The organism is Rheinheimera sp., assembly GCF_030824435.1.
Taxonomy (GTDB): Bacteria; Pseudomonadota; Gammaproteobacteria; order Enterobacterales; family Alteromonadaceae; genus Pararheinheimera.
The window spans coordinates 90,375-115,254 of sequence record NZ_JAVBXS010000013.1; the positions used below are offsets into that span (position 1 = coordinate 90,375).

General features: G+C 49.1%; 23 protein-coding genes. 8 read left to right on the forward strand and 15 right to left on the reverse strand.

Annotated elements, in window-relative coordinates:
• Nucleotides 1-83: 83 nt before the first annotated feature.
• The gene (locus tag RCH83_RS01735) at nucleotides 84-1,043 is read right to left on the reverse strand and encodes a biotin-dependent carboxyltransferase family protein (RefSeq protein ID WP_306518424.1); all 960 of its coding nucleotides are present in this window, start codon (nucleotides 1,041-1,043) and stop codon (nucleotides 84-86) included.
• Nucleotides 1,031-1,741 carry a 5-oxoprolinase subunit PxpB gene (gene pxpB / locus RCH83_RS01740; protein ID WP_306518426.1) on the reverse strand — a complete coding sequence of 237 codons (711 nt, stop codon included), beginning with the start codon at nucleotides 1,739-1,741 and terminating at the stop codon, nucleotides 1,031-1,033. Before pxpB ends, RCH83_RS01735 begins: the two co-directional genes overlap by 13 nt.
• 234 nt (nucleotides 1,742-1,975) lie before the next feature.
• On the opposite strand from pxpB, the gene RCH83_RS01745 reads away from it, so the two are divergent.
• Together RCH83_RS01745 and RCH83_RS01750 are read left to right on the forward strand one after the other, a co-directional pair.
• Nucleotides 1,976-2,935 carry an N-acetylmuramoyl-L-alanine amidase gene (locus RCH83_RS01745; RefSeq protein WP_306518428.1) on the forward strand — a complete coding sequence of 320 codons (960 nt, stop codon included), beginning with the start codon at nucleotides 1,976-1,978 and terminating at the stop codon, nucleotides 2,933-2,935.
• Between the two features lie 34 nt (nucleotides 2,936-2,969).
• Complete coding sequence (locus tag RCH83_RS01750; RefSeq protein WP_306518430.1) at nucleotides 2,970-4,373, forward strand: Na+/H+ antiporter NhaC family protein; 1,404 nt, start codon at nucleotides 2,970-2,972, stop codon at nucleotides 4,371-4,373.
• 123 nt (nucleotides 4,374-4,496) lie between these two features.
• On the opposite strand, the gene RCH83_RS01755 is transcribed toward RCH83_RS01750, so the two are convergent.
• The 3 genes from RCH83_RS01755 to ppsA form a co-directional block, all read right to left on the reverse strand.
• Nucleotides 4,497-5,474: an ADP-ribosylglycohydrolase family protein gene (locus tag RCH83_RS01755; protein ID WP_306518432.1), complete on the reverse strand. Its 978-nt coding sequence runs from the start codon at nucleotides 5,472-5,474 to the stop codon at nucleotides 4,497-4,499.
• A gap of 50 nt (nucleotides 5,475-5,524) precedes the next feature.
• The gene (gene rfbD / locus RCH83_RS01760) at nucleotides 5,525-6,439 is read right to left on the reverse strand and encodes a dTDP-4-dehydrorhamnose reductase (protein WP_306518434.1); all 915 of its coding nucleotides are present in this window, start codon (nucleotides 6,437-6,439) and stop codon (nucleotides 5,525-5,527) included.
• A 179-nt stretch (nucleotides 6,440-6,618) separates the two neighbouring features.
• Entirely contained in the window at nucleotides 6,619-8,994 is a 2,376-nt protein-coding gene (gene ppsA, locus RCH83_RS01765) for a phosphoenolpyruvate synthase (protein ID WP_306518436.1), read from the reverse strand.
• A 139-nt stretch (nucleotides 8,995-9,133) separates the two neighbouring features.
• On the opposite strand from ppsA, the gene RCH83_RS01770 reads away from it, so the two are divergent.
• Complete coding sequence (locus tag RCH83_RS01770) at nucleotides 9,134-9,943, forward strand: pyruvate, water dikinase regulatory protein (RefSeq protein ID WP_306518438.1); 810 nt, start codon at nucleotides 9,134-9,136, stop codon at nucleotides 9,941-9,943.
• A gap of 52 nt (nucleotides 9,944-9,995) precedes the next feature.
• Nucleotides 9,996-10,919 (forward strand): HAD family phosphatase, encoded by a 924-nt coding sequence (locus RCH83_RS01775; RefSeq protein ID WP_306518440.1) that lies wholly within the window; start codon nucleotides 9,996-9,998, stop codon nucleotides 10,917-10,919.
• Here the strand turns inward: RCH83_RS01775 and RCH83_RS01780 are convergent.
• The 3 genes from RCH83_RS01780 to RCH83_RS01790 all read right to left on the reverse strand — a co-directional run bounded on the left by RCH83_RS01780 (nucleotide 10,911) and on the right by RCH83_RS01790 (nucleotide 13,991).
• Complete coding sequence (locus tag RCH83_RS01780; protein ID WP_306518441.1) at nucleotides 10,911-11,972, reverse strand: 2-dehydropantoate 2-reductase; 1,062 nt, start codon at nucleotides 11,970-11,972, stop codon at nucleotides 10,911-10,913. The two genes, RCH83_RS01775 and RCH83_RS01780, sit on opposite strands and share 9 nt — an antisense overlap.
• Nucleotides 11,973-11,983: 11 nt before the next feature.
• Nucleotides 11,984-13,333, reverse strand: coding sequence for a class II 3-deoxy-7-phosphoheptulonate synthase (locus RCH83_RS01785; RefSeq protein ID WP_306518443.1), 1,350 nt, complete (start codon nucleotides 13,331-13,333; stop codon nucleotides 11,984-11,986).
• 199 nt (nucleotides 13,334-13,532) lie between these two features.
• Nucleotides 13,533-13,991: a low molecular weight protein-tyrosine-phosphatase gene (locus RCH83_RS01790; protein WP_306518445.1), complete on the reverse strand. Its 459-nt coding sequence runs from the start codon at nucleotides 13,989-13,991 to the stop codon at nucleotides 13,533-13,535.
• A 111-nt stretch (nucleotides 13,992-14,102) separates the two neighbouring features.
• On the opposite strand from RCH83_RS01790, the gene RCH83_RS01795 reads away from it, so the two are divergent.
• The 3 genes from RCH83_RS01795 to RCH83_RS01805 are packed head-to-tail and all read left to right on the forward strand — an operon-like array spanning nucleotide 14,103 to nucleotide 17,919.
• Nucleotides 14,103-15,011, forward strand: coding sequence for a MoxR family ATPase (locus tag RCH83_RS01795; protein WP_306518447.1), 909 nt, complete (start codon nucleotides 14,103-14,105; stop codon nucleotides 15,009-15,011).
• A complete protein-coding gene (locus tag RCH83_RS01800; RefSeq protein WP_306518449.1) occupies nucleotides 14,999-15,955 on the forward strand; it encodes a DUF58 domain-containing protein in 957 nt (318 codons plus the stop codon). Before RCH83_RS01795 ends, RCH83_RS01800 begins: the two co-directional genes overlap by 13 nt.
• A complete protein-coding gene (locus tag RCH83_RS01805) occupies nucleotides 15,949-17,919 on the forward strand; it encodes a DUF3488 and transglutaminase-like domain-containing protein (protein WP_306518451.1) in 1,971 nt (656 codons plus the stop codon). The genes RCH83_RS01800 and RCH83_RS01805 overlap by 7 nt, the downstream gene beginning before the upstream one ends.
• A gap of 38 nt (nucleotides 17,920-17,957) precedes the next feature.
• Here the strand turns inward: RCH83_RS01805 and RCH83_RS01810 are convergent, their stop codons facing one another.
• From RCH83_RS01810 to htpX, 3 genes are all read right to left on the reverse strand, one after another.
• The gene (locus RCH83_RS01810; RefSeq protein ID WP_306518453.1) at nucleotides 17,958-18,191 is read right to left on the reverse strand and encodes a TIGR02647 family protein; all 234 of its coding nucleotides are present in this window, start codon (nucleotides 18,189-18,191) and stop codon (nucleotides 17,958-17,960) included.
• 91 nt (nucleotides 18,192-18,282) lie between these two features.
• The gene (locus RCH83_RS01815) at nucleotides 18,283-18,840 is read right to left on the reverse strand and encodes a YSC84-related protein (RefSeq protein WP_306518455.1); all 558 of its coding nucleotides are present in this window, start codon (nucleotides 18,838-18,840) and stop codon (nucleotides 18,283-18,285) included.
• Between the two features lie 389 nt (nucleotides 18,841-19,229).
• Complete coding sequence (htpX, locus tag RCH83_RS01820; RefSeq protein WP_306518456.1) at nucleotides 19,230-20,102, reverse strand: protease HtpX; 873 nt, start codon at nucleotides 20,100-20,102, stop codon at nucleotides 19,230-19,232.
• 138 nt (nucleotides 20,103-20,240) lie between these two features.
• On the opposite strand from htpX, the gene pepE reads away from it, so the two are divergent.
• Entirely contained in the window at nucleotides 20,241-20,945 is a 705-nt protein-coding gene (pepE, locus tag RCH83_RS01825) for a dipeptidase PepE (RefSeq protein ID WP_306518458.1), read from the forward strand.
• 10 nt (nucleotides 20,946-20,955) lie between these two features.
• Here the strand turns inward: pepE and bioD are convergent, their stop codons facing one another.
• From bioD to bioB, 4 genes are read right to left on the reverse strand one after another with little or no spacing between them, the layout of a single operon-like run.
• Nucleotides 20,956-21,666, reverse strand: coding sequence for a dethiobiotin synthase (bioD, locus tag RCH83_RS01830; protein ID WP_306518460.1), 711 nt, complete (start codon nucleotides 21,664-21,666; stop codon nucleotides 20,956-20,958).
• A gap of 53 nt (nucleotides 21,667-21,719) precedes the next feature.
• Nucleotides 21,720-22,589, reverse strand: coding sequence for a malonyl-ACP O-methyltransferase BioC (gene bioC / locus RCH83_RS01835; RefSeq protein WP_306518462.1), 870 nt, complete (start codon nucleotides 22,587-22,589; stop codon nucleotides 21,720-21,722).
• A complete protein-coding gene (locus RCH83_RS01840) occupies nucleotides 22,586-23,737 on the reverse strand; it encodes an 8-amino-7-oxononanoate synthase (protein ID WP_306518464.1) in 1,152 nt (383 codons plus the stop codon). Before RCH83_RS01840 ends, bioC begins: the two co-directional genes overlap by 4 nt.
• Nucleotides 23,737-24,780, reverse strand: a complete 1,044-nt coding sequence (gene bioB / locus RCH83_RS01845) for a biotin synthase BioB (RefSeq protein ID WP_306518466.1) — start codon at nucleotides 24,778-24,780, stop codon at nucleotides 23,737-23,739. The genes RCH83_RS01840 and bioB overlap by 1 nt, the downstream gene beginning before the upstream one ends.
• Between the last annotated feature and the right edge of the window lie 100 nt (nucleotides 24,781-24,880).

Consider the following 24,880-nt stretch of genomic DNA (forward strand, 5'->3'; position numbering starts at 1 on the left):
CCCTGAGCAAAACATCACAAGCGCTTCCAGGGAGAAGGCATGGTGAATAAACGCAGAACGCGGCAAAGCGCAGTAACAGCTCTTTAGTTGTGTTGCCACTCTGCCCCAAGCTGCGCCAACCATTGCCGCTGCCTGATGGCTTTTGCCTGAATGTACTGCAGATCACGTTGTACAAAACGCACCAGGCTGCCGGGCCGGCATTGTGCCAAAGCATTCAGGCTTAAGCGGCTGACTGTACCAGGTTTGGCGTAACCCCCTATGGTCTGATGATCATTGAGCATTACCATAGGTTGCCCGTCATTGCTGATTTGAATCGCACCACAACAGATCCCCTCCGAATACATCTGCGCTGGCGTCTTCACTTTAATTTTGCCCCCACTGAGCCGGCAGCCCATACGATCTGATTGTTTTGTCAGGCGAAATAACTGTTGGTTCAACCGGTGAATAGCATCTTCACTAAACCAGTCAAATTGCGCCGCCGGCAACCAATCAAGCTGGGTCACAGCACGGAAATGGGGTTGTTGCTGGTAAGGCAAAGAACGTAATGGCAAGGTGTCGCAGGGATTAACCGCCAACCAGTCGCCGTCAGCCAGCGCCTGGCCATTCAGCCCACCTATGCCTTCACGCAGCACAGTGGAGACACTGCCAAGGGTGGTGGGTACTAAAAAGCCGCCAGCAACAGCCAGATAACAACGTAAACCCGCTCTGGCGTAACCGATTTCAATTAAATCACCGGATTTTATCTTGATAGTGCAGTAACGCGGTACCGCCTTGCCGTTGTGTAAAAAAGGCATCTGGGCGCCGGTGAGCGCCACATAAGTATCGGCCTGAGCCCTTAAACTGACACCACCTACACCAATCTCCAGTAAAGGTGCGCCGGCGGCATTGCCAAGCAGCATATTGGCCAGCATGGCCGACTGTTGATCACAAGCGCCACCTTCGGTAAGGCCCAGACTTGCCACGCCAAATCGACCTAAATCCTGCAATTGGCAAAGGGCATGGCTGCGCAGCAGGTAAAAACCACCCTGTTTTAATCCGTCCATAACTGGCCCCCAAGCCGGATAAACTCATTGCGTTCTATCGGCACAAACTGTACTTCATCACCAACAGCAACCGGCATCAATGGTGAAGCTGTTGGGTCAAATAACGGCAGCGGACAATTGCCAATGATATTCCAGCCGCCCGGCGAACTGGCCGGATACACTGCCGTTTGCCGGTCGGCAATGCCTACTGAGCCGGCATGCACCTGCTGCCGGGGTGTGCTGAGTCTTGGTGTATAAATTTGTTCAGGGACAAAACCTAAATAAGCAAAACCCGGCGCAAAACCTATGGCATACACCAGATACGCAGTGCTGTGATGGAGTTCAATCAGGCGTTTTTGGCTCAGCTGATGTAAAGCCGCCACCCGCGCCAGATCAGGGCCACTGTCTTTACCATAATACACCGGTAGTTCAACCTTTTTTCCGGCAAGTTCTGCCGGAGGCTGTTGCAACAGCCTCCGGCAGATGGCTTTGAGTTCACGGCACAGCGGCTCAAAGGCAAAAGATTCAGCTTCAAAAATCAATAACAATGATAAATAAGCGGGCACTACATCCCGTAAATGGTGGCCATAATGCTGTTTTAGCTGATGCTCCAGCTGCACCAGCATTGCCAGCGCAGCCGGTGAAGGCTCACGCGCGATATCAAGGTAAAGTGCATGCTCGGAGGCAAGCCGGATTGACAACAGAGGTTCATTTGACATCGGTTCGGGCCCAAAGCAAAAGGAGAAAACTATATCGCCATAAAACGTAATAAATTACAACCAGATAGCCCAGGATAGCAGCATAGAAGCAACCATGACTTTTATGTTATCTTTCGCCTTTCACCAGCAGCTTCCGCCTGACAGTGCAGCAACATCTTGTTGTGAAGTGGCTGATTTGGCTCGCCGGTTGTTATTGCCAAAGTCTGTATTACAGGCTGTATCACAGGTTGTTTTATGTTCCGACAAAAATTGCCCTACAGAGTTCGCGACATCTTCCAGCACACAGTTTGCATTGGCCTGGTGTGGTTGCTTGCCGCTTGCTCCAGTGCACTTTCGCCGGTAAAACTGCAAATTCAGCCTTACCCTTCAGCAAATCAGAATCACAGAGTGCGTTTTGTGGTGTTGCATTACACCGCCGGTAACTGGCAACAATCTTTGCAGATTTTAACTGAAAAATCCGCCCACCCTGTCAGCAGCCATTATTTGATCCCTGAGTCTTTTGACGACACTTACCCTGAGCGGGAACTGAAGGTATATCAATTGGTGGATGAGTCTGAACGCGCCTGGCACGCCGGCGAAAGTCAGTTTGAAGACAGGCACAACCTGAACGATCAATCCATTGGCATTGAACTGGTGAATACCGGCCATTGTGATAATGCAAACACAAAAACCTTGCCCCTTGTGCCCTCTACGGCCAGGCCAAACTTATGTCTGACACCCGATTTTGACGCCAGGCAAATGCAATTGCTGGCATTGCTGCTCAAAGACATTCTAAAACGTTACCCCGACATCAGCCCAACCCGTATTCTGGCGCACAGCGATATTTCGCCAGCTAAAAAACAGGACCCTGGTGCCCGTTTTCCCTGGCAGTGGCTGGCTCGTCAGGGTATAGGCGCCTGGTATGACAACGCTCAGGTGCAACATTATTACCAACAGCCGGTGCTGACCGGCGGTATCAGTCAGCTGCAACAGGCGCTCCAGCTTTATGGTTATGCCATCAGGGTTACAGGCGAACATGACGACCAGAGCAGGTTGTACTTCAGTGCTTTTCAGCGCCATTTTGTGCCTGAACAGATCACAGGTCTGCCTGATGATAAAAGCATTGCAGTGTTATCGGCCTTACTGGCAAAGTATCGGCCTGCTGAGCTCCACAAATTATTACAACAACAGCAACAGGTTCAAAAACAACAATAAATAACAACTATAAATAACAACAAAGAGGTGCATTTTGTCTGATTGGCTAACGCTGCTGCCCGCGCTGGTGGCTTTGATTGTGGTGCTTTGGAAAAAAGAAGTGATAGTGGCGCTGTTGGTGTCGTTATTTTGCGCCGAATTGTTGTTATTAAGCCAACAAGGTGAGTCTTTGTTGGGCGCAGCGGCTTTGGGTGGCCTGAATACCTTTGAAGCCCTGATCAAAGTGATGTCTGACCCCGGCAATGCCCGTTTGTTATTGTTTGCGCTGTTGGTCGGTGCCTTAATGGCTTATATGCGTTACTCCGGCGGTGTAAACGCGCTGGTGGTGCGTTTAGTGGCGCGTGGTATTGCCAAAAACGCCCGGCAAAGTAAGTTGTTGGCGTTTTTTACCGGTGTGGTGATTTTTATCGAGTCCAATTTGTCGGTACTCACAGCCGGTATTTTGTCCCGCGGTTTGTTTGATAAATTTAAAATCAGCAGAGCCGAACTTGCTTATATTATCGACAGCACCAGCGCGCCCATTTGTATTCTGATTTTACTCAATGGTTGGGGCGCTTATGTGCTGGGTTTGCTTGGTAGTTATCAGCTACCGGAAAACCCGGTGTCCATTTTGATGCAAACCATTGCTTTTAACTTCTACCCGCTTTTTACCTTAGCGCTGGTGCTTTTTACTATTATCACCGGCCGTCATTTTGGCCCGATGAAAACCGCCTGGCAGCGCCAGCAAAGTTTGCACAGTGCCACCACTGATCTTGTGGCTGAGCAGGATGTCATTGAAGGCAAAGCCCGTTACATGCTGCTGCCGCTATTAACCATGATTGTTTCTATGGTCGGTTTTATGTACTGGACAGGTCAAGGCGATTTGGCAGCAGGCTCTGGCTCAAAATCTGTGTTGTACGCCACTGCCCTTGCCTGTTTAGTCGCTTATGCCCTGCTGCGTTTTGACAACAAATTCAGCCATCAGCAGTTGGTGGATATTGGTTATAAAGGCATGAGTGAGCTGTTGTCTTTAACCACTATTTTGTTATTGGCCATTGCGCTTGGCGCCAGTTTAAAAACTTTGGGCACTGGTACTTTTATTGCCGGTTTAGTGGCAAGTTCAATGCCGCTGTTTTTAATTCCGGCCATGATGTTTTTAGCCGGTGCGTTAATTTCCTTTACCACAGGCACTTCCTGGGGCACTTTTGCCATTCTTATTCCTATTGGCATGCCTTTGGTGCTGGAGCTGAATTTACCACCAGCCCTGGTGCTGGCGGCTATTTTGGGAGGTGGTGTCTTTGGCGACCACTGCTCGCCTATTTCTGATACCACAGCTGTGAGCTCAGTGGCGGCTGGCAGTGATTTACTTGAGCATGTGCGCACTCAAATGCCTTATGCCGTGTTGTGTGCTGTGGCGAGTTTTATCGCGTATCTGCTGTGTGGCTGGTGGATGATTTAAGCTGGTGCTGCAGGACCTGGTTGTAGAGCGCAGATGCGAGCACAGATGCAAACATAGAAAAATATGCAGACAAAAAAACCGTGAATAAATCACGGTTTTTTGTTTTTAAGTGTGTCAGAAAAATTAAACCAGCTCAGCTGGTGTTAATAAAATCAGCTGTTTAGCAAGCTCCAGCGCATCAACAGGCCACATAACTTCTGGCCTTGGCTGGTCAACCCCTGTTACCCCTTCCTGCGGTTTACACTGGGTTATAGTGTGCAGCCAGTCCGGGTCAATTTTATCTATACCTTGCACTGCGCCCACTAATGCCGCAGCTATCAGCGCATTACTGCCGGTATCGCCGCCCTGACGCACAGTGTCGACTATCGCCTCCCCCACAGATTTTGCATACAGCAGCTGCCAAATAGCATTGTGAAAAGCACAAAGTGCAGGCATAGCCGGGTTTTCATAATTGGCAGGTGGCATAAAAAGCGCTTGTTCTATGGTCTGACGCAGCGAAAATTCTACTTTTAAATCCCGCGCCCACTGCTGTAAATCCTGATACAAAGTTTCAGCGTCTGCACCTGTGTCTATGGCTTTGGCCAGCAGCATGGCGTAAAGCGCACTGATTTGCTGACATACAATGGCAGCTTGGGTAAGGGCTGTGTCGGCCATAGCCCAGGCTGCTATTTGTGGCAACGAAAAGTGCACGCCCATCATGGCAATGGGCAACTGCCGGCCAAGTGCTGCCAGGCCAAAATCCTGCTCAGAAGCGCCAACAGTCAGCGCCTGTTGCAAAGAAGCAGAAATCGCAAAAGGCTGGCTTTGTAACCAATATTGATAAGCTGAAGCGGCGTCCGCTTGTTGGTAACAACGGCAAAATGCCAACATCCGGCATAACAACAACACCAGCTCACCTTCTTCAGTCGGTTGACCGGCTAAGGTATGCCAGGGACCTTCACTGAGTGTCAACAAAGTCGCAGCACCAAGGCGGTTGCGCTCGTCTTTGCTTAAAAACTCCGCCTGCACCCCCAAAGCATCAGCTGCCAATAAGGCCACCAGCGCGCCCTGGGCACGACCAATTTGTTGCTGTTGCATTGGTGTGCTGTCGCTGCTGTTCATTTGACACTCCGTTGAAAAATTAGACTGGTCTAGCTTACTTAAGATATTGATTATTTACCAGTTTCTGTATGTTTTTTTATCAGCTGTAAACACTCCGTCAGCTGTTGTTGCCATGGACTCATACTGATGCCAAATGTTGTGTTGACTTTGTCGTTACAGAGCCTTGAATTGGCGGGTCTTTTGGCCGCTCTGTTCAGGCTTTGACTGTCGGTTGGCAAGACTTCAGGTTGCTGCTCGAGTAAATCTTCGTCCACCGCATAATGAAAAATGGTAGTGGCAAATTCATACCAGCTGCATTCGCCGGCTGCTGTCAGATGATAAATACCGCTGACGGCACGGGCTTCTTCTTGTGACATGGCAAAAATTTTACTAAAAATGCTGACAACAGCGTCGGCGAGGTCAATGGCGCTGGTTGGCGCCCCTGTCTGATCGTCCACCACTAAAAACGGCTCTTGCCGCTCCGGCGCCAGCGACAACATCGTCGTTAAAAAATTACGGCCTGTGCTGCTGTACAACCAGCTGGTGCGAAAAATCAGATGGCGGCAGCCGGATGCAACTATGGCTTCTTCGCCGGCCACTTTACTGCGACCATATTGTTGTAACGGCGCTGTTTCGTCTGTTTCAACATAAGCTGCGGCTTTTTTGCCGTTAAATACATAGTCGGTAGAAAAATGGCATAACCAGCTGTGTTTTTCTTTGGCAATAGCACCAAGCGCTGCAGGTAGCTGATGGTTTAAAGCTTCACAAAGCGCGCCGTTGCGCTCGGCGCCATCCACATCTGTCATGGCGGCAGCGTTGATGATTACATCCACCTGCTGCTGCGCAAACCAGGCTTTAACAGCCGCTAAGTCGGTTAAATCCAGCTCTTGCCTTGTGGGTGTCAGCACAGTGCCAAGGGCGGTTAAATCTTGTTGTAATGCCTGCCCCAGCTGACCGCTGGCACCTAATAAAATGATTGTTAACATAAAAAAGTCTGTCTGGGTTCTGAAAGATAAAAGTTATAAAACCTGATTTATTGCTATTCAACCAGCGTTATCAAACAAAAGTTCTTTCACACCGGCAATACAGGCCCGCAATTACAGGCCAGTAATAAAAAAGCCAACCTGAACCCTAAGGTGAGGTTGGCTTTTTTCAGGCAGTTAGATTAACCGCCGTATTTTTTCGCCAGATATAACCAGGTTTCCAGCACAGTATCAGGGTTCAACGACACTGAATCAATGCCTTGCTCCATCAGCCAGGCGGCAAAATCTTCGTGATCTGAAGGGCCCTGACCACAAATACCGACATATTTGCCTTTGGCTTTGGCGGTAGAAATGGCCATCGACAACAGCTTTTTAATGGCCGGATTGCGTTCATCAAACAAATGCGCGATTAAGCCAGAGTCACGATCCAGACCCAGAGTCAGCTGAGTTAAGTCGTTAGAACCAATAGAGAATCCGTCGAAATATTCGAGGAACTCATCGGCTAACAAACAGTTACTTGGCAATTCACACATCATAATGACTTTCAGGCCATTTTCGCCGCGTTTTAAACCTTGTTCTGCCAGTAAGTCGATAACCGCTGCTGCTTCTTCTAAAGTACGCACAAAGGGGATCATAATTTCGACATTGGTAAAACCCATGTCGTTACGCACCCGTTTTAACGCTTCACACTCAAGCGCAAAACAATCGCGGAAGTCTTCAGAGATATAACGTGAAGCACCACGGAAACCAATCATCGGGTTTTCTTCGTGTGGTTCGTACTGCTGACCACCGACTAAGTTGGCGTATTCGTTTGATTTAAAATCGGACATCCGAACGATGACACGCTCAGGCGAAAACGCAGCGGCCAGCGTTGAAATACCTTCGGTCAGTTTGCCAACATAATATTCAACAGGTGAAGCGTAACCGGCCATCATCTCGTCAATAGTGGCTTTGACATCCGCAGGTTGCACATCGTAATTCAAGAGTGCCTTGGGGTGCACGCCAATACCACGGTTGATAATAAACTCCAGCCGCGCCAGACCAATACCGGCATGTGGCAACTTGGCAAAGCTAAAAGCGCGCTCCGGATTACCGACGTTCATCATGATTTTCATTTTCAGTGGCGGCATCTGGTCTACACGCGACGTCACTACGTTAAATGGCAAAATACCGTCGTAAACAAAACCGGTGTCGCCTTCGGCACAAGAAACTGTCACTTGCTGACCGGTTTTAACCTTTGCTGTGGCATCACCACAACCCACCACTGCCGGAATACCGAGCTCACGCGCAATAATAGCGGCGTGACAAGTACGGCCGCCGCGGTTGGTGACAATGGCTGAAGCGCGTTTCATGATAGGTTCCCAGTCGGGGTCTGTCATGTCGGTGATAAGCACATCACCTGGCTGAATCTGGTCCATATCGGCGATGCTGGCCAGCACCTTGGCAGTACCGGAACCAATTTTGTGACCAATGGCTCGGCCTTCAACCACAACTGGCGCGCTGCCTTCGAGCTGGTAACGCTCCATCGAGTTACTGTCTTCGCGTGAACGTACAGTTTCCGGGCGGGCTTGTACTATATAAAGTTTGCCGTCGATACCATCTTTGGCCCATTCGATATCCATGGCGCGGCCATAGTGTTTTTCGATGGTGATGGCCTGGCGGGCTAATTCTTCCACTTCGGCATCGGTTAAAGAAAACTGCCGGCTTTTCGCCTGCGGAATATCTTCAATTTTGACCTGTTTGCCATGACCCTGTTCAGAGGAATACACCATCTGCACCAGCTTTGAGCCTAAAGTGCGGCGCACCACGGCCGGACGACCGGCAGTCACTGTTGGTTTATGCACGTAAAATTCGTCAGGGTTCACTGCGCCCTGCACCACCATTTCGCCCAGACCGTAAGAAGAAGTAACAAAAACCACGTCTTCAAAACCAGATTCAGTGTCGATAGAAAACATCACACCAGAAGAAGCGCAGTCTGAACGAACCATGCGCTGGATACCGGCAGACAACGCCACACCACGGTGGTCGTAACCCTGATGCACACGGTAAGAAATAGCGCGGTCGTTAAATAACGAGGCAAATACGTGTTTGATGGCTTCAATCACCGCATCATAACCACGCACGTTTAAGAAAGTTTCCTGTTGCCCTGCAAAGGAGGCATCCGGCATATCTTCAGCAGTGGCAGAAGAGCGGACAGCAAATGAAGCGTCGTTTTCGAAGCCGGCACAAAGTTCGGCATAAGCAGTGCGGATGGCTTGTTCAAATTCGCTTTGGAATGGGGTTTCAATCACCCATTGCCGGATCTGAGCGCCGGCTTTGGCAAGTTCAGTTACATTGTCGACATCAGTTTTATCGAGCAACTGATAAATCCGCTCATTGACACCACTTTGTTCCAGAAACTGATTAAAAGCTTCTGCTGTTGTGGCGAATCCGCCTGGTACTTGTACACCGGCATTGGCCAGGTTACTGATCATCTCACCCAAAGAGGCATTTTTGCCGCCGACCCGAGGAACATCGTGCATGCCCAAGTCCTGATACCAAACAACGAATTCTTGCACAGTATGTCTCCAATTTTTGTTGCAGGTTAGGTAAGCTTACGAGGCTCGCTACATAAGCAAAAAGATTCTACACTGCCAGACGGCTTAAATAAAACCTTAATTTTCAATGTAATTTTATAACAACAATGGGGACTCCAGCGTGCGCACAGCCTTTTATATCTCTGACGGAACAGGTATTACCTCCGAAGTATTCGGCCACGCCTTACTCTCTCTATTTCCAGCAGAATTTGACCATGTCACCATCCCATTTGTTGAAACTGCCGACAAAGCATTACAGACCAAACAACGCATTAACGATCGTTATAAAACTACCGGTGTGCGTCCTTTGGTGTTTTTAACTTTTGTTGATGAAGGCCTGCGCGCCATTATCAACAGCTCTGAAGGTGTTTGTTATGACTTTCTGAATGCTTTTGTGGAGCCAATGCAAAAAGAGTTGGGCATTCAGGCCATGCCAAAAACCCACCGTACTCATAGCATTCATGAAAAAACCTATGATTTTCGGATTGACGCTGTGAACTATGCGCTGGCCAACGACGATGGCTCTAATTTAAAAGATTATGCCAAAGCCGATATTATTCTGGTGGGTGTCAGCCGCTCCGGCAAAACCCCAACAAGTTTGTATCTGGCGCTGCAATACGGCATTAAAGCGGCCAATTATCCTTTTGTGGAAGAAGATATGGACCACCTGAGCTTGCCCAAAGTGTTGCAACAACATAAAAGCAAACTTTTTGGTTTAACTATTACACCCGAGCGGTTATCACAAATCCGCGAGCAGCGCCGGCCAAACAGCCGTTATTCGTCATTGCGCCAGTGCAAACTGGAACTTGGCGAAGTGGAAAATCTGTATAAAAGAGAACGTATTCCATATTTAAATTCCACCACCTTGTCGATTGAGGAAATTTCGGCAAAAATCATGGCGGAAACCGGCCTGAAACGGCAAAAATATTAATAAAATCAACTGCAACTTGTACTGCAATAAGAACAAACACAAGGATAGTTTGATGTCATCTCTTGACTCACGTTTACCTTCATGGCGACATGGCCCGCGCCGTGATGCCATTTTGGCTTTTATTGATAAGGTGACTGATCCAGATTCTCCTTGTTATGTTGCCCCCGCGGACAGAATTGCCACCTTTGACCATGACGGCACTCTATGGGTGGAAAAACCTCATGTCACTGAAATCACTTTTATTAAAGATTTAATGCAACACGATGAAATACGGCAAAAACCGCGTTGTGGCACAATTTTGGGTTTTGTGCGGCATTATCTGGCAGTTTTGATGGAGAAAGTGTTGTCTGATGCCCGTTGGTTATTGCGGGAATGGCTGGATGGTGTCAGTACCGATGAATATAAAGTTTGGGTACAACAATGGCTGAATAAAGCAACACATCCAAAATTTAACCGCCCTTATCCACAACTGGTGTATCAGCCGATGCTGGAGGTGTTAGCGCTTTTTCGCGAAAACGGCTTTCGCAATTATCTGGTGTCGGGTGGCAGCTGTTATTTTATCCGGGCTTTTTCAGAGCAGGCTTATGGTATAGGCCCTGAGCAGGCGCTTGGCAGTCAGCTCATGACCAGAGTTGCTGAAAAAGACGGCAAGCTGGTGGTTGAACTAAAACCTGTGCCCTGGTTTTTGGATAATGGCAAAGGCAAAGTGCTTTGTATTGAAAGCCATATCGACCGTCACCCTGTGGCCGCCTTTGGTAACAGCAGTGGCGATATTGCCATGTTGCGCTGGGCAGGCCAGGCCAAAACCTCGTTATGTATGCTGGTGCATCACACTGATGACATCAGGGAGTATGCCTACAGCCCCGGAGATAAAACGCTCAAGGCTGCTGCAGATCACGGCTGGCAGCTGGTGGATATGAAAGCAGACTGGCTGGAGGTTTTTGCCGTAACAAATGGCAACTCAACTTCAGGCTGAAGCTAAAAGTTGCTGGCGCAATTGTTGTGGGCTGAGGTGAATGGCTTCCCCCTGCTCCAGATGTTTCACCAGTTCAACTATGGCGCTGTTTACCGGTGTTGGCACGCCGGTTTCAATGCCAAGACGCACCACAGCACCATTTAAATACATCACTTCAGTGCGCCTGCCGGCCTGAATATCATCCCACATCGAAGAACGGGCCGCTTCGTCAATCAACAACATTTGCCGCGCCAGCACTCTGAACAACCAGGTTGGTAAACGTAATAACCAGGGCAACAGCTCATTTGGCAATGCAGTCATGGCCTGTGGTTTTATTTGCAAAGTTTTGCATACCATCAACCACTCTTGCATGGCTGCGGCCAGTACCAGACGGATATCCTGCTGCAATAGCTGTTGTTTAAGCGGCAAACCACTTAATGCATTCAGCGCGTTATTTAGGTTTAACAACAACTTACCGTATTCAACAGCGCGCATATCGGCACATAACTGCACACCTGAACCATGCTGGCGAAAAATAGCGGCCAGATAACTCAACCTGTTGTCATTGCTCTGCGGCCAGAGTAACTGGCCAGCGCTTGTTTGCTGAAAATGGCCAGGGCCGGTTTTAACCACATTAAAAGGCACCACAGCTCTATACACAGGGTTGTTCAGGCTGGCACTTAACATAGTGTCTACCCCAATGCCGTTTTGCAGCGCAATCACAGGCACGTCGGGGCGGATAAACTTTTTCAGCTGCGGAATTAAATGTGGCAGGCTGGTGGCTTTGACGGTCAGCAAAATAACATCACAGTCAATCAGACTGACCATCGAAGTATAAAAGGCCGGTGCTATGGCGCTGGCGTTACCGCCAGGGAAGGCAGCCGACAAACCATAAGCGGCAAGCTCCAGTCCAAGCGCTTCCCGGCCAAAAAACTGCACCGAAAGGCTTTTATCCTGCGCCAGAATAGCGCCTAAAAAACAACCTATGCTGCCGGCACCAACAATACCAACAGTGCTGTGAATTGCAGCACTGCGGTATTGTGACTGGATTTCAAGGCCGGATTTTGACGGCATAAGGGCTGTACTTACTTGCGGACACTTTGCAGAGTATCAGCGATTAAAAAGGCTAATTCCAGTACCTGATCGGCATTTAACCTTGGGTCGCACTGAGTGAAATACCTTTGGCTTAAGTCGTTTTCAGACAACCCATAAGCACCACCGGTACATTCGGTGACATGTTCACCTGTCATTTCCAGGTGAATACCACCGGCATGGCTGCCTTCAGCCTGATGTACCGCAAAGAAGTTACGGATTTCACGCAATATGGCTTCAAAATCACGGGTTTTGTAGTCATTGCTGGCTTTGACTGTATTGCCGTGCATTGGATCTGAACTCCAGACCACTTTGCGGCCTTCGCGTTGCACCCGGCGCACCAAAGCCGGCAGTTTATCGGCCAGTTTGTCAGCGCCCATCCGGGTGATCAGCGTCAGACGTCCGGGGATATTGTCAGGGTTCAGTTGGTCAATCAGCCGGATCAGGTCCAGCTCATCCATACCTGGGCCAACCTTGACACCAATAGGGTTATGAATGCCACGGAAAAACTCGATATGCGCGTGATCCAGCTGACGGGTCCGTTCGCCAATCCACACCATATGGGCAGAACAGTCGTACCAAAGACCAGTTAACGAATCACGGCGGGTTAACGCTTCTTCGTAATTGAGCAGCAATGCTTCATGCGAGGTATACAAAGTGGTTTCTCGGATAGAAGGTGAATTTTGTGCGCTGATGCCACAAATTTCCATAAAGCGCAACGCTTCCTGAATACGTTGGGCAATATCCTGATAACGGCCTTTGAGTGGGTTACTTTCGACAAAACCCATATTCCAGCGGCTGACCTGATGTAAATCGGCCAGGCCCCCCTGAGCAAAAGCACGTAATAAATTTAAGGTGGCGGCAGAATGATGATAAGCCGTTAATAACCGGTTTGGATCCGGTTTACGGGCAGCTTCAGTAAATTCAAAACTGTTGACGATATCACCACGGTAACTTGGCAGGCTGATGCCGTCGATGCTTTCCAGATCGCTTGAACGGGGTTTGGCGTATTGACCTGCCATCCGCGCCACTTTGACCACAGGGCAACCGCCGGCAAAAGTCATCACCACGGCCATTTGCAATAACACTTTAAAGGTATCGCGAATTTTTGGTGCATTAAAGTTACTAAAGCTTTCCGCGCAATCGCCCCCTTGCAGCAAAAAGGCGTTACCTTCAGCTACCTGGCCTAACTGACTAAAGAGATCACGGGTTTCCTGCGCAAACACCAAAGGCGGAAAAGAGTGCAGCTGCTGCTCCACAGTCGCCAAAAGCGCCGGATCATCGTAATGGGGTTGTTGTTGGATGGGAAATGCTCGCCAACTTTGAGGCGTCCAGGTATTCACGTTGTATGTCCTATTAAGGTTATGAAATGGGTTTTTGATTCACTTTGGCTATTAATCCAAGGACAAAGTAAATTTATTACCGGACAATTTCAATCGCTAATTTGTTATAACCTAGAATTTAGCCGTCTGTAGCGCAAAAATGCAGCAATAAGCTCAGAGGCAACCGGTGGGATGAAGTAAAAAAACAACAAAAGCGCCTTCAGCGCCTTTGTTGTAGCTCAGCCAGCAATTGTTCGCAGGCTTGTTCTATCAGCTGGCGCACCAGTTCAAAACCCCGTGTTCCACCATAATAAGGATCCGGCACTTCAGGTTGATTGGCAAACTCAGCGTGATAGCTCATCAATAGTTTTAGTTTATGTTGATGTTCCGCCGGACAACGACGTTTTAACGCGGCCATGTTTTCAAGATCCATAGCTAAAATGAGATCGTAATAACCAAAATCATCATTTTGCACCGGTCTTGAATAAATGCCTTTAAAACTGACATCAACGGCAGCTTTGATACTGCGTGGATCGGGCGGCGCCCCTTTATGGCTGGCGCTGGTGCCCGCAGACTCCACCTCACAGACAAAATTATTGTCGGCGGCCAACTGGCGGAAAATGGCATGGGCAGTTGGGGATCGGCAAATATTACCCAGGCAGACAAAAAGTATTTTCATCACAAAAACATTCCCAAAATAGCGCTTGCGGCAGTATACGAACTTTGCAACTATTTGCCAAAGCTCCATTTTCGCCTGAAGCGACATGTTATTCAGCGCAAGGACAAAGCAGTGCATACAGATATTCAACAAGTAGAATTGCAACTGAATCAAGTGATCCTCGGCAAAGCGCCGCAGATCAGGCTGGCACTGACCTGCCTGTTGGCGCAGGGTCATTTATTACTGGAAGATTTGCCCGGCATGGGAAAAACCACCCTGGCACATGCGCTGGCACAAAGTCTGGGCTTAAGTTACCGGCGGGTGCAATTTACCAGTGACCTGCTGCCGGCTGATCTGACCGGTTTTAGTATTTTTGATGCCCGTTCGCAGCAATTTAATTTTCAGCCAGGTCCTGTGTTCAGTCAGGTGCTGCTGGCCGATGAAATCAACAGAGCCAGTCCAAAAACCCAAAGTGCGTTATTAGAAGCCATGGAAGAGCAGCAGGTTTCTATTGATGGCGAAACCCGGCCTTTGCCAGCGCCTTTTTTTGTGATTGCAACACAAAATCCGTTGTTTCACAGTGGCACCAATGCCTTGCCGGAATCGCAACTGGACCGTTTTTTGATGCGGTTAACACTGGGTTTTCCTGATCGCTCTGCAGAGCTGCAACTGTTACAGCAAGACCAGCAGAACCGTCAGCAACAACAACTGCCGGCACTGCTGAGCACCGAAAGGCTACGTGCGTTGCAACAACAGATCCCACAGCTGACAGCGACCGACGCGGTGCTTGGTTATATTCTGGATTTAGTGCAACAAAGCCGGCACCGCAGCGATATGTTACCTTTGTCTCCGCGGGCTGCACGGGGACTGGTCAGGGCGGCCAAAGCTTATGCATTTTTACAACAACGCCATTTTGTTACCACTGAAGATGTGCAGGCCGTGTTTAGTGCAGTGGCTGAACACAGATTACAACCCAGACAACAGCAGCATCAGTCAAATCTGAGTGCGCTGTTGTTGCAGGAAACGCCATGCCAGGTGTAAAACGCCTGACACAGTTTATCAGAGCAAAGATCTGGGCCTGGCTGGAACGGCGCCAGCCTGCTGCAGAACAATTAAAACTGCGGCAACACATTTTATATGTACTACCGACCCGTTATGGCATGGCGTTGTTTGCGCTTGCGGCCATTTTGTATTTATTGGGCAGCAATTATCAAAACAACCTTATTTTATTGCTCAGTTTTTTGTTAATAGCTTTGCTGCTGTTATGCATTATGCTGGCGTTTGGGAATCTGCACGGACTGGTATTGCATCACACTGCAGCCAAAGCTGCTTTTGCCGGCGATCAGTTAACGGTCAGCATCCTGCTTGAACAGCAACAACAGCGGCAGTTACTGGAGTTCAGCCTCAACGGCAAACATCAGTTGTTCTGGACCTTGCCCACTGAGGTCATGTTGCAGGTAGACAGCTCCCGCCGTGGTTATTACCAACTGCCACGATTTAAAATTCAGAGTATTTATCCTTTTGGTCTGGTACGTTGCTGGTGTTATCCGGCATTAAAACAACACTACTGGGTTTATCCACAACCGCTGACCAGTACCAGCCAACAGAATCTGCCGGCCGGTGATGGCGAGTTACAGTGGTCACATCTGAGCCCTTACCAGCCGGGTGACGCGCTACAGCGTATCGACTGGAAAAGATTGGCCCGTCAGCCCACTCAGCCTGTGGTTAAGGTATTTAATCAACAAGCAACTGAACTGCATCAACTGGTCGTTCCTTCGTTATCAGGTGCAGCGCTTGAACAGGCGTTGTGCCATATCACAGCACAAATTTTGCACCTGAGTAACCGTCATTTGCCTTATAGCCTGCAGATTGGCAACCAGATCTTAACTGCAGAGCACAACCTGACCGGCACCGATGCTCAGCAGGGCGTGAATGCACAAGAGCTGCATCGTCAACGTTGTCTGGAGGCGCTGAGTTTATGTTAAGCAGCCCGACATCCAGCCTGGCTCCGCCAACCCAAACCGTCGTGCTCTGGCGTTTATGGCTGCTGCAGACATTGCTGCTTGCTTTGTTGTCGCCCGCCTTTAATTTCTGGAGTCTGGCCATTTTTTCGTTATTGCTGCTGGCGAAATTGCCGCAGTTGTTGTTGGGGCGACCGGTCTGGAGCCTGAGGTTATCGAATCTGCTGGCTCTGGTGATAGTGGCGGCACTTTTGCTGTTTGCCCGCGATCTTGGGGTATTACACCTGATGATCCACCTGTTGTTGCTGGCAGCCATCTTGCGATTATTGGGCTTTCGCCATGCCGATCAGGCCGATATACAGCAGCTGTTATGGGTGCAGTATTTTTTATTTGCCTGCTGTTTTATCCTGCATCAGTCGTTGGGCATGGCGCTGCTGGTATTTTTGTTGTTGTTGTTACAACTGCAGACACATTATCTGGCTTTTGCCGCGCCCGGCAGCCATTTTCCGCTAAAAACCAGCTTAAAAATTGCCTTGTTGTTTGTCCCATTCTGGCTGGTGTTGTTTTTATTGTTCCCGCGTATTGCGCCGCTCTGGGCTTTGCCTGACAGCAAAAGTGCCATGACAGGCCTTGGTGAAGAACTGAATCCGGGCAGTATTGAACGGCTGGTGGAAACCGATCAGCTGGCATTCAGGGTCGAGTTTCACAGCCGCAAACCCAGAGCCGATGAGTTGTATTGGCGTGCACGCATTTACGACACTTTTGATGGCGCCAGCTGGCGACGCCGTCACAACGACGAACAAGCCGACTTTAGCCGGATGAAATATTCGCCAGCCAACAGGCTCAGTTACAAAATTATTGCCGAACCCCATCAGCAGCGTCATTTATACAGCCTTGGCGTGCCTGTGCGGCTTATTTATCCGCAGCGTGCAGACACCGACGCCTTGCTAAGCAGCCGCACATTGCTGTCACAACGTGCCAGTTTTCAAATTCAGAGTGTGTTAGCACCGGTGCCAGACTTGCCGCTCAATCAGGATAGCAATCTGCAACTGCCAGAGGGCAACCCAAAAAGCCGGGCACTGGCCGCTGAACTGGCAAAACAATATCCACAGCCGGACCAGCTGGTATTGGCCATAGGCCGGTATTTACGCGAAGGTGGTTTTCGTTACAGCCTGACGCCACCGGCATTGTCCGGTGACCAGATTGATATGTTTTTGTGGCAAAGCAAAACAGGTTTTTGCAGCCATTATGCCCAAACCACCACCTTTTTATTACGTGCCGCCAAGGTGCCAGCCCGTATTGTGGCGGGTTATCTGGGGGGAGAATGGCGTGATGGTCAGAATTATCTGGAAGTCAGCCAGCGTGCCGCCCATGCCTGGGTGGAGTACCGCCATAATGGCGCCTGGCATAAGTTTGACCCTACACTGGAAGTGGCACCTGAGCGGCTTTTTTCCAGTCTTGAAGACTTGTTGTCGGCCACTGAGTTATTACGATTACAAGGCAATTGGCTAAGCAGAGCCGGTTTTGCCAAACAATGGCTGCAACAGCTGGAAGACCTGGATTATTACTGGTCACGCTGGGTGCTTGGTTTTGACTCTGAACAACAACAGTCGCTGTTAAGCAGTGTGAAATCGCGTATACAACAGCTTGCGGCCCTGAACTGGTGGCATTACAGCAAAGTGTTATTGCTGTTGCTTGGTGCCTTGGCCATCAGCTGGCTGGCTTTTTTGCGCCTGACAAGAGCGCCCCGCTCTGTGTCGGCCTGGCTGATTGCCGAACTGGCTGCTGTTGGCGCCAAAACACCACAACAAACGGTATTGCAATATATTCTCAGCCTTAGCGGGAATACGGCCGCCAGCCAACAACTGACACAGCAGCTGGCTGATGACTACCAGCAACTGGTGTTTGCCGGTGATGTCAGCCTGGAAAAAAATGTCAAAAACAAGGTTAAACAACTGAAAAAACTATTAAAACAACAACGCCGCTAAAGCGGCGTTGTGTTTTGACAAAAAAGCAACAGACTGAATCAGGTACCAAGAATCCGCAACGCAATCTGCACATGTTCGGCGCAGCTGCGGCCAAGGTCTGTCAGATATCCCCCATCTTCTTGTGTCACCAAACCTTTTTGATATAACCGTGCTATTGCCGCTTTACTGGCGTCATCGGCACTTTTGTGTGCTTTGATGCCTTCAAGGCTACTGTCTAAATTAAATAAATTAAGAATACGGATTTCGGCATTGAGGTCAGCATTTACAGGCATAAAGCCTCCTTGTTCGATTGCTGTGTCAATCTGAGTCTGCATCAGTGGGGTCGGACCTGCGAGCCGGGCTTTTCCCACTGCGCAAAGCCCGCTAGTTTAATGATTCATCACGCCAGAATTTTGTCCCTTTGATGGTAGCCTGTAACGCCAGCCCCGATTCTGTCAGCTGATAAATGGTAATGTTATCAACAGTGATTTCGCCCCCTATCGCATCGCCCTTGTCTTTTGCCTTGGCCGCTGCATCCAGCTGGCCGCCAAAAGCCCAGCCATGATCAACAAAACGGCGCAGCGCTTCTTTGGTATGGAACACAAATACCAGGCGATAATCTTTAGCACCCAAACCCAGACCTAAACCCAATTCACCCATTTTCATGTAAGTGACATTGCCGTTGTTGCTATGCACCACACCATAACCACCACCGGCACTGGCAAAAATCAGGTTAACATTGGCATTGCTGAAGACGGCGTAACCGGCCGAACGTTCGATGCTATCTGCTGCATAAGGTTTTTGCCGGTATAAGGTGTTGAGGGTTTCGGCACGCATATTTTCAATCGATTGCCGCTGCTGCTCCACACTTTTCCCCTGATGTGAAGCACAGCCGGTTAACGTGATGGCGAACAGCGACAATATTAAAATCCACTGCTTCATTGTTGCTCCTTTTGCGGATGTTATTGTTATCAGACCACCAGTTGCAGATATTGCCGGGCAAAAGGCAGTGTTTTTGCCAAATGATGTTGCACTCTGACTGAAATGATTAAACAAAGTTGCGCAGTCAAGTGACTGAATATCAATTGTTTCACACTGTTCCACAGCCAGAGGCAGTTGTAAACACCTGAACAAAGCAAAAGTGCGGCACAAAAGCAAAATGAAAAACCAAAATGCTGTCAGGCGCTTATGCAAAACAAAGCAGGCAACCGACTTGATGGGTAGGATACAGAGCTAACTGGCGTTTTATGCGAAGGCAATAAAAAAACGGGTTGTATTCACAACCCGTTTTTTTATCTTTGCGCCCGCTTACACTGGCCGAAACAAATCCATCAGCGCTGCTGACGCAAAGCTTCAATACGTTTTTCCAAAGGCGGATGACTCATAAAAAGCTCAGAAGCCGCTGGTTTATTGGCAATACCAAAAGCCATCATTGAACCTTCCAGCTGGCTTTCGTGGTTATTGCGCAGACGCTCCAGCGCAGCCATCATTTTGTTGGCTCCCACAAGTTTGGCGGCACCGGCATCGGCACGGTATTCACGCTGGCGCGAGAACCACATCACAATGACACTTGCCAGTACACCAAAAATCATTTCCAGTACAAAAACAGTAGCCATATAAGCAAAACCGCCGCTGGAGGATTCTTCATCGCTGCTGCGACCAGCGTTGGAAATAGCACCGGCAATCAGGCGGGCCATGAAAATCACAAAGGTATTGACCACCCCCTGAATGAGCGTCAGCGTCACCATGTCACCGTTAGCAACGTGCGACACTTCATGCGCCAGCACTGCTTCTACTTCGTCTTCACGCATATTGCGTAATAAGCCTGTGCTGACAGCAACCAAAGCATTGTTACGGTTCATACCTGTGGCAAAAGCATTCATTTCCGGTGAATCGTAAATAGCAACTTCCGGCATGCCGATACCAGCTTGTTGTGCCTGACGGGCAACAGTGCTCATCAGCCATTGCTCAGTGGCGTTGCGTGGTTGTTCAATCACCACTGCGCCTGTAGAGCGTTTTGCCATCCATTTGGACATAGCCAGAGAAATAAAAGAACCACCAAAACCAAAAACTGCGGCAAGCACCAGCAAGCCACCCATGCTGCTACGATCAATGCCAAACACTTTAAAAATGATGCTTAAGACAATGGACAACACCAGCATCACAGCTAAGTTGGTCAATAAAAACAGCACTATACGCTTCATAAATACCTCGGTTACTTCATTCGATGTTGCTACTATATGGGCTTAACGCCGGTTTTCAACCACAGCTTGTGCCTGATTTGTAAGGGTTGATGTCAGGCAACCAAACCTTGCTGCAATTTTGTACCTGATGGAGTTTGTATGAAATTATTGTTATTAAGTTCATCCCGTGCTGCCAACAGCGCTTATCTGGCGCCTAATCTGGCACTTATTGGGCAGCATCTGGCTGGTGTGAAAAAAGTGCTGTTTATTCCTTATGCTGCTGTCAGCATCAGTTACGACGCTTATCAGCAGATGGTTCAGCAAGCTTTTGACGCTATAGGTATTGAAGTTGACAGTATTCACCTGCATCAGAACCCCAGACTTGCAGTGGCGCAGGCCGAAGCCATAGTGGTTGGTGGAGGTAATACCTTTGTCTTGTTACACCAGTTGTATCAAGAGGGCTTAATGAATGAAATCCGGGCGCAAGTGGCCAACAATGTGCCTTATCTGGGCTGGAGTGCCGGTTCTAATATTGCAGGCCTGAGTATCCGCACCACCAACGATATGCCGATTGTTGAACCTGAATCTTTTACCGCATTAAATTTGCTGCCTTGTCAGCTGAACCCACATTACAGCGACTATAAACCTGAAGGTTTTCATGGTGAAACCCGTGATATGCGCCTGAATGAATTTATGTTGTTAAACCCCGATACCCCTATTGTTGCTTTACCTGAAGGCACAGCGTTATTGCGCCAGGCTGATGAGTTAAGTTATCAGGGCAATGTGGATGGTTATTTGTTTATTGGCGGCAGCAAAACTGCCATTTTGCCAGGGGCTGAACTTTCCGCATTTTTGCAACTGTAAAAAAGCGTCTTTAATTCAGCTGTAAAAGCAGCGCCTGTGCCAATTGAGTTTCTATTGGCAATTGTTGTTCGGGCGCGCTTTGGCAAGCCTCCTGTTGGCAAATACCCTGTTGATAAGGCACCACACCAAGGCAGGGCCAGGGTAAACGTTGTTGTAAGTCGGTGATATTTTCCTGAAGTAACAACATATTGGGGTCAACACAATTGGCTACCCAACCCAGCACTCTGGCGCCTGAACGTTGTAACTCTCTTGCTGTTAACAGGGCATGATTCAGACAACCGAGTTTCATGCCCACCACCAACAGTACCGGCAGCTGATGGCGTAGCACCCAGTCGGCCAGATAAGTATTGTTATTTAACGGCAATAACCAGCCACCGGCGCCTTCAATGAGCCGCACCTGAGCGTCGCATCCGGCGGTCTTTTGAAGCTGTGCATCCAATAAAGCCAGATCAATAGCCGTATCACAAGCTGTTGCCGCCAGATGTGGCGCCACAGGCGCCTGGAACAATACCGGGTTCACCTCCTGATATGACAAAGGCCTAGCCGATAACAGCTGTAACATTTTGGCGTCGCTATTTTTACCGTCTGTATCCACACCTGCCGCTATCGGTTTTAAACCAATAGCCGGCACTTTTAAATGGGCAAAACCACGCAGCAACAAAGTGCTGATATAAGTTTTGCCGGCGTCGGTGTCAGTTGCTGTGATAAAAATGCTGTGCATAAAGGTCTCTGGAAGATGATAAGGACTTGTTTTTAAACTATTTCAGGCCGGTGTTAACGGCTCTTTCTGGCTACTATTTTTAGTACCTGATAACTCAGCGGCAAACCTTGTTCAGTGCGAAACTGCTCGTAAGCTTTGGCAAACTGCAACCAGCGTTTTTTACCACCAAGACCGGAATCAGAGCGGCCTGCCACATAATTGGCGCCAATTTGTTTAAAACTGCGGGCCAGGCTTTGTACATCGGGGTAAAACAGCTGATAAGTCCGTATGTCACTCTGGCAGACAAAACCTTGTGCACTGGCTGCTGCCAGTACTTGCGCTGCTGATAAAAACTTTAGTTGATGGGCATGGTTATCCACTTGTGCCCAGCTTTGGCGAAATTCGGCCATCGAATCTGTCACTAAAGTACTCAGATAAAAGCAACCGTTATCTTTCAGTACCCGGTGAAACTCCGCAAAAACGTCGGCTGGTTTGGGGCACCACTGCAACATTAAACTGCTGAAAATGCTATCTATGCAATTTGCGGGAATGGGCAATGCAGTAGCGTCCGCTTCGATAAAACAACTGGCCTGGTTCAGGGTTTTGGCTTCTGCCAACATTTGGGCACTTAAATCGGCAGCCCAAAGTTCAGAACAATAGTTTTTAAGCTTCGGGTGTAACCAACCGGGGCCACAACCCATATCCAGCAAGCGTTTTTGCTGCTGTGGTGTAACTTCGGGTAAAAGTGCCAATAAATCAGCCGCCACCTGCTGCTGCAATCTGGCACCGGACTGATAACTTTGTGCTGCTTTATCAAAATGCCGGCTAACGATATTTTTGGCGCCAGCCTGCTTTTTTGCGTGAACCCTGTTTTCTGCACCCGCCTTTACCGGCAGTGGCAACACATCGGCCGCTCCTGCATCCATAGCCACAATGGCACTCATAACAAATCCTTTAAGGTTTTAAACAGCAGCTGTAAATCTGCCTGAGTGTGCAAAGCGCTTAAAGTGATACGCAGCCTGGCCTGATTAAGCGGCACTGTTGGTGCGCGAATAGCGCTGAGCCAAATACCCTGCTCTGCCAGCTGCTGACTGACCAACATGGCTTTGTGGCTGTCGCCAATCAACAGCGGCTGAATAGCACTTTGGGAGGGCATCAGCGCCAGCTCATAATGCGCCGCCAGTTCACGGCACAAACTGATATTGCTTTGTAGTGCATCACGACGCCATTGCTCACTGCGGCACAGCTGAATACTCTGGCGCATGGCTACAGCCAAAGCCGGAGATAAAGCAGTGCTGTAAATAAAATGCCGGGCTTTTTGCGTCAGATAATCGGCCACCAATTTGCTGGTAGCGAGAAAACCACCCTGTCCGCCTAAAGCTTTACCAAAATTGGCCATCAGACACTGGCTGGTTTGGCTGGCAAGGCCGGCAGCAGCCAATGAGCCTGCGCCTTCATTGCCAAGCACACCCAAACCATGGGCATCGTCCAGTAACAGAGGTGCCTGATATTGCTGGCATAACTGGCTTAAACGGAGCAAGTCAGGGCTGTCGCCGTCCATGCTAAACACGCCTTCAGTGGCAACCACGGCTTTATCACTATGACTAGTCAGCTGTTTTTCAAGCGACGCCAAATCGTTGTGTAAAAACCTTTGATAACCCCCCGGATGTTGCAAAGCGGCGTCAATCATCGACGCATGGCTGAGTTTATCCAGCAACAAGGTTTCATCGGTATCGGCAAGGCCAAGCAACATCGCCTGATTGGCAGCAAAACCGGAGCTGAATAACAACACAGCTTCCACATTCAGCCAGTCACAAATTTCGTCACAAAGCGCCTGATGGGGCGCCTGCTGACCACTGACCAGCGGCGAGCCTGTGCTGCCAACGCCATAATCAGCAGCGCCTTGTTGCAGCGCTGCAATAACAGCAGGATCGGCAGATAAACCCAGATAATCATTGCCGGAAAAATTTAGATAATCCCGGCCCTGATCACGGATCAAACGCCCTTTTACCTGCTGTGGCACCTTCAGCGCACGCAAAAGCCCGGCTTGTTGGCGCTCAGCCAGCAGTTGTTGCATCACTTCAACGCGCATCAGCTGGCCGCGTGAAATAACGACGGTGTATTTTGTTCCTGAATTGCATCAGCCATAGCTGCTTCATAAGCTTCGTCCGACACATCATGGCGCTGCTCTGGTTTTAAACCCAGTTTGGCAAACAGCAACATATCAGCATCTGCTTCCGGGTTTTCAGTGGTCAGCAGTTTGTCACCGTAAAAAATTGAGTTGGCGCCGGCCATAAAACACAACGCCTGCATTTGTTCGTTCATGCGTGAGCGGCCAGCCGATAAACGCACGTGGCTTTTTGGCAACATAATACGGGCAACGGCGATAGTGCGGATAAATTCAAAACCATCCAAATCTTCCACGTTTTCAAGCGGCGTACCGGCAACTTTCACCAGCATATTAATAGGCACACTCTGCGGATGTTCCGGCAAATTGGCAATTTGCATTAAAAGCGCTGAGCGGTCGTTGGCACTTTCGCCCATGCCAACAATGCCACCACAACAAACTTTCATCCCGGCGTCGCGCACATGGCTAAGGGTATCTAACCTGTCCTGATAAGTCCGGGTGGTAATAATTTCACCATAAAATTCCGGCGAGGTGTCGAGGTTATGGTTGTAATAATCCAAACCGGCTTCGGCCAGCTCCCGCGCCTGCTGCCCGTCCAGTTTGCCAAGGGTCATACAGGTTTCCAGCCCCATGGCTTTTACACCTTTGACCATTTCCATAATGTACGGCATGTCACGTTGTTTAGGATTACTCCAGGCGGCGCCCATACAAAAACGGCTGGCACCTTTGTCTTTGGCAGCTTTGGCCTGGGTTAATACTTTTTCCACTTCCAATAAACGTTCGCGTTCAAGGCCGGTGTTGTAATGGCCGCTTTGTGGGCAATATTTACAATCTTCAGCGCAGGCACCGGTTTTAATCGATAACAAAGTGCTGACCTGCACTTCCTGCGGATTAAAGTTCGCTCTGTGGGTGAGCTGCGCCTGAAACATCAGCTCATTAAATGGCAATGCAAAAAGTGCATTCACTTCTTTAAGTGTCCAGTTATGGCGCACTGTTGAATAAGACATAAATTTCCCTGTAAGCCTTGAATAGCGGCATTGTAGTTCGATGAATTTGCCGCTAGTCTAGCCGCCTGCCTTTTGAAGTCAACGCCAACCAGTTGATGAA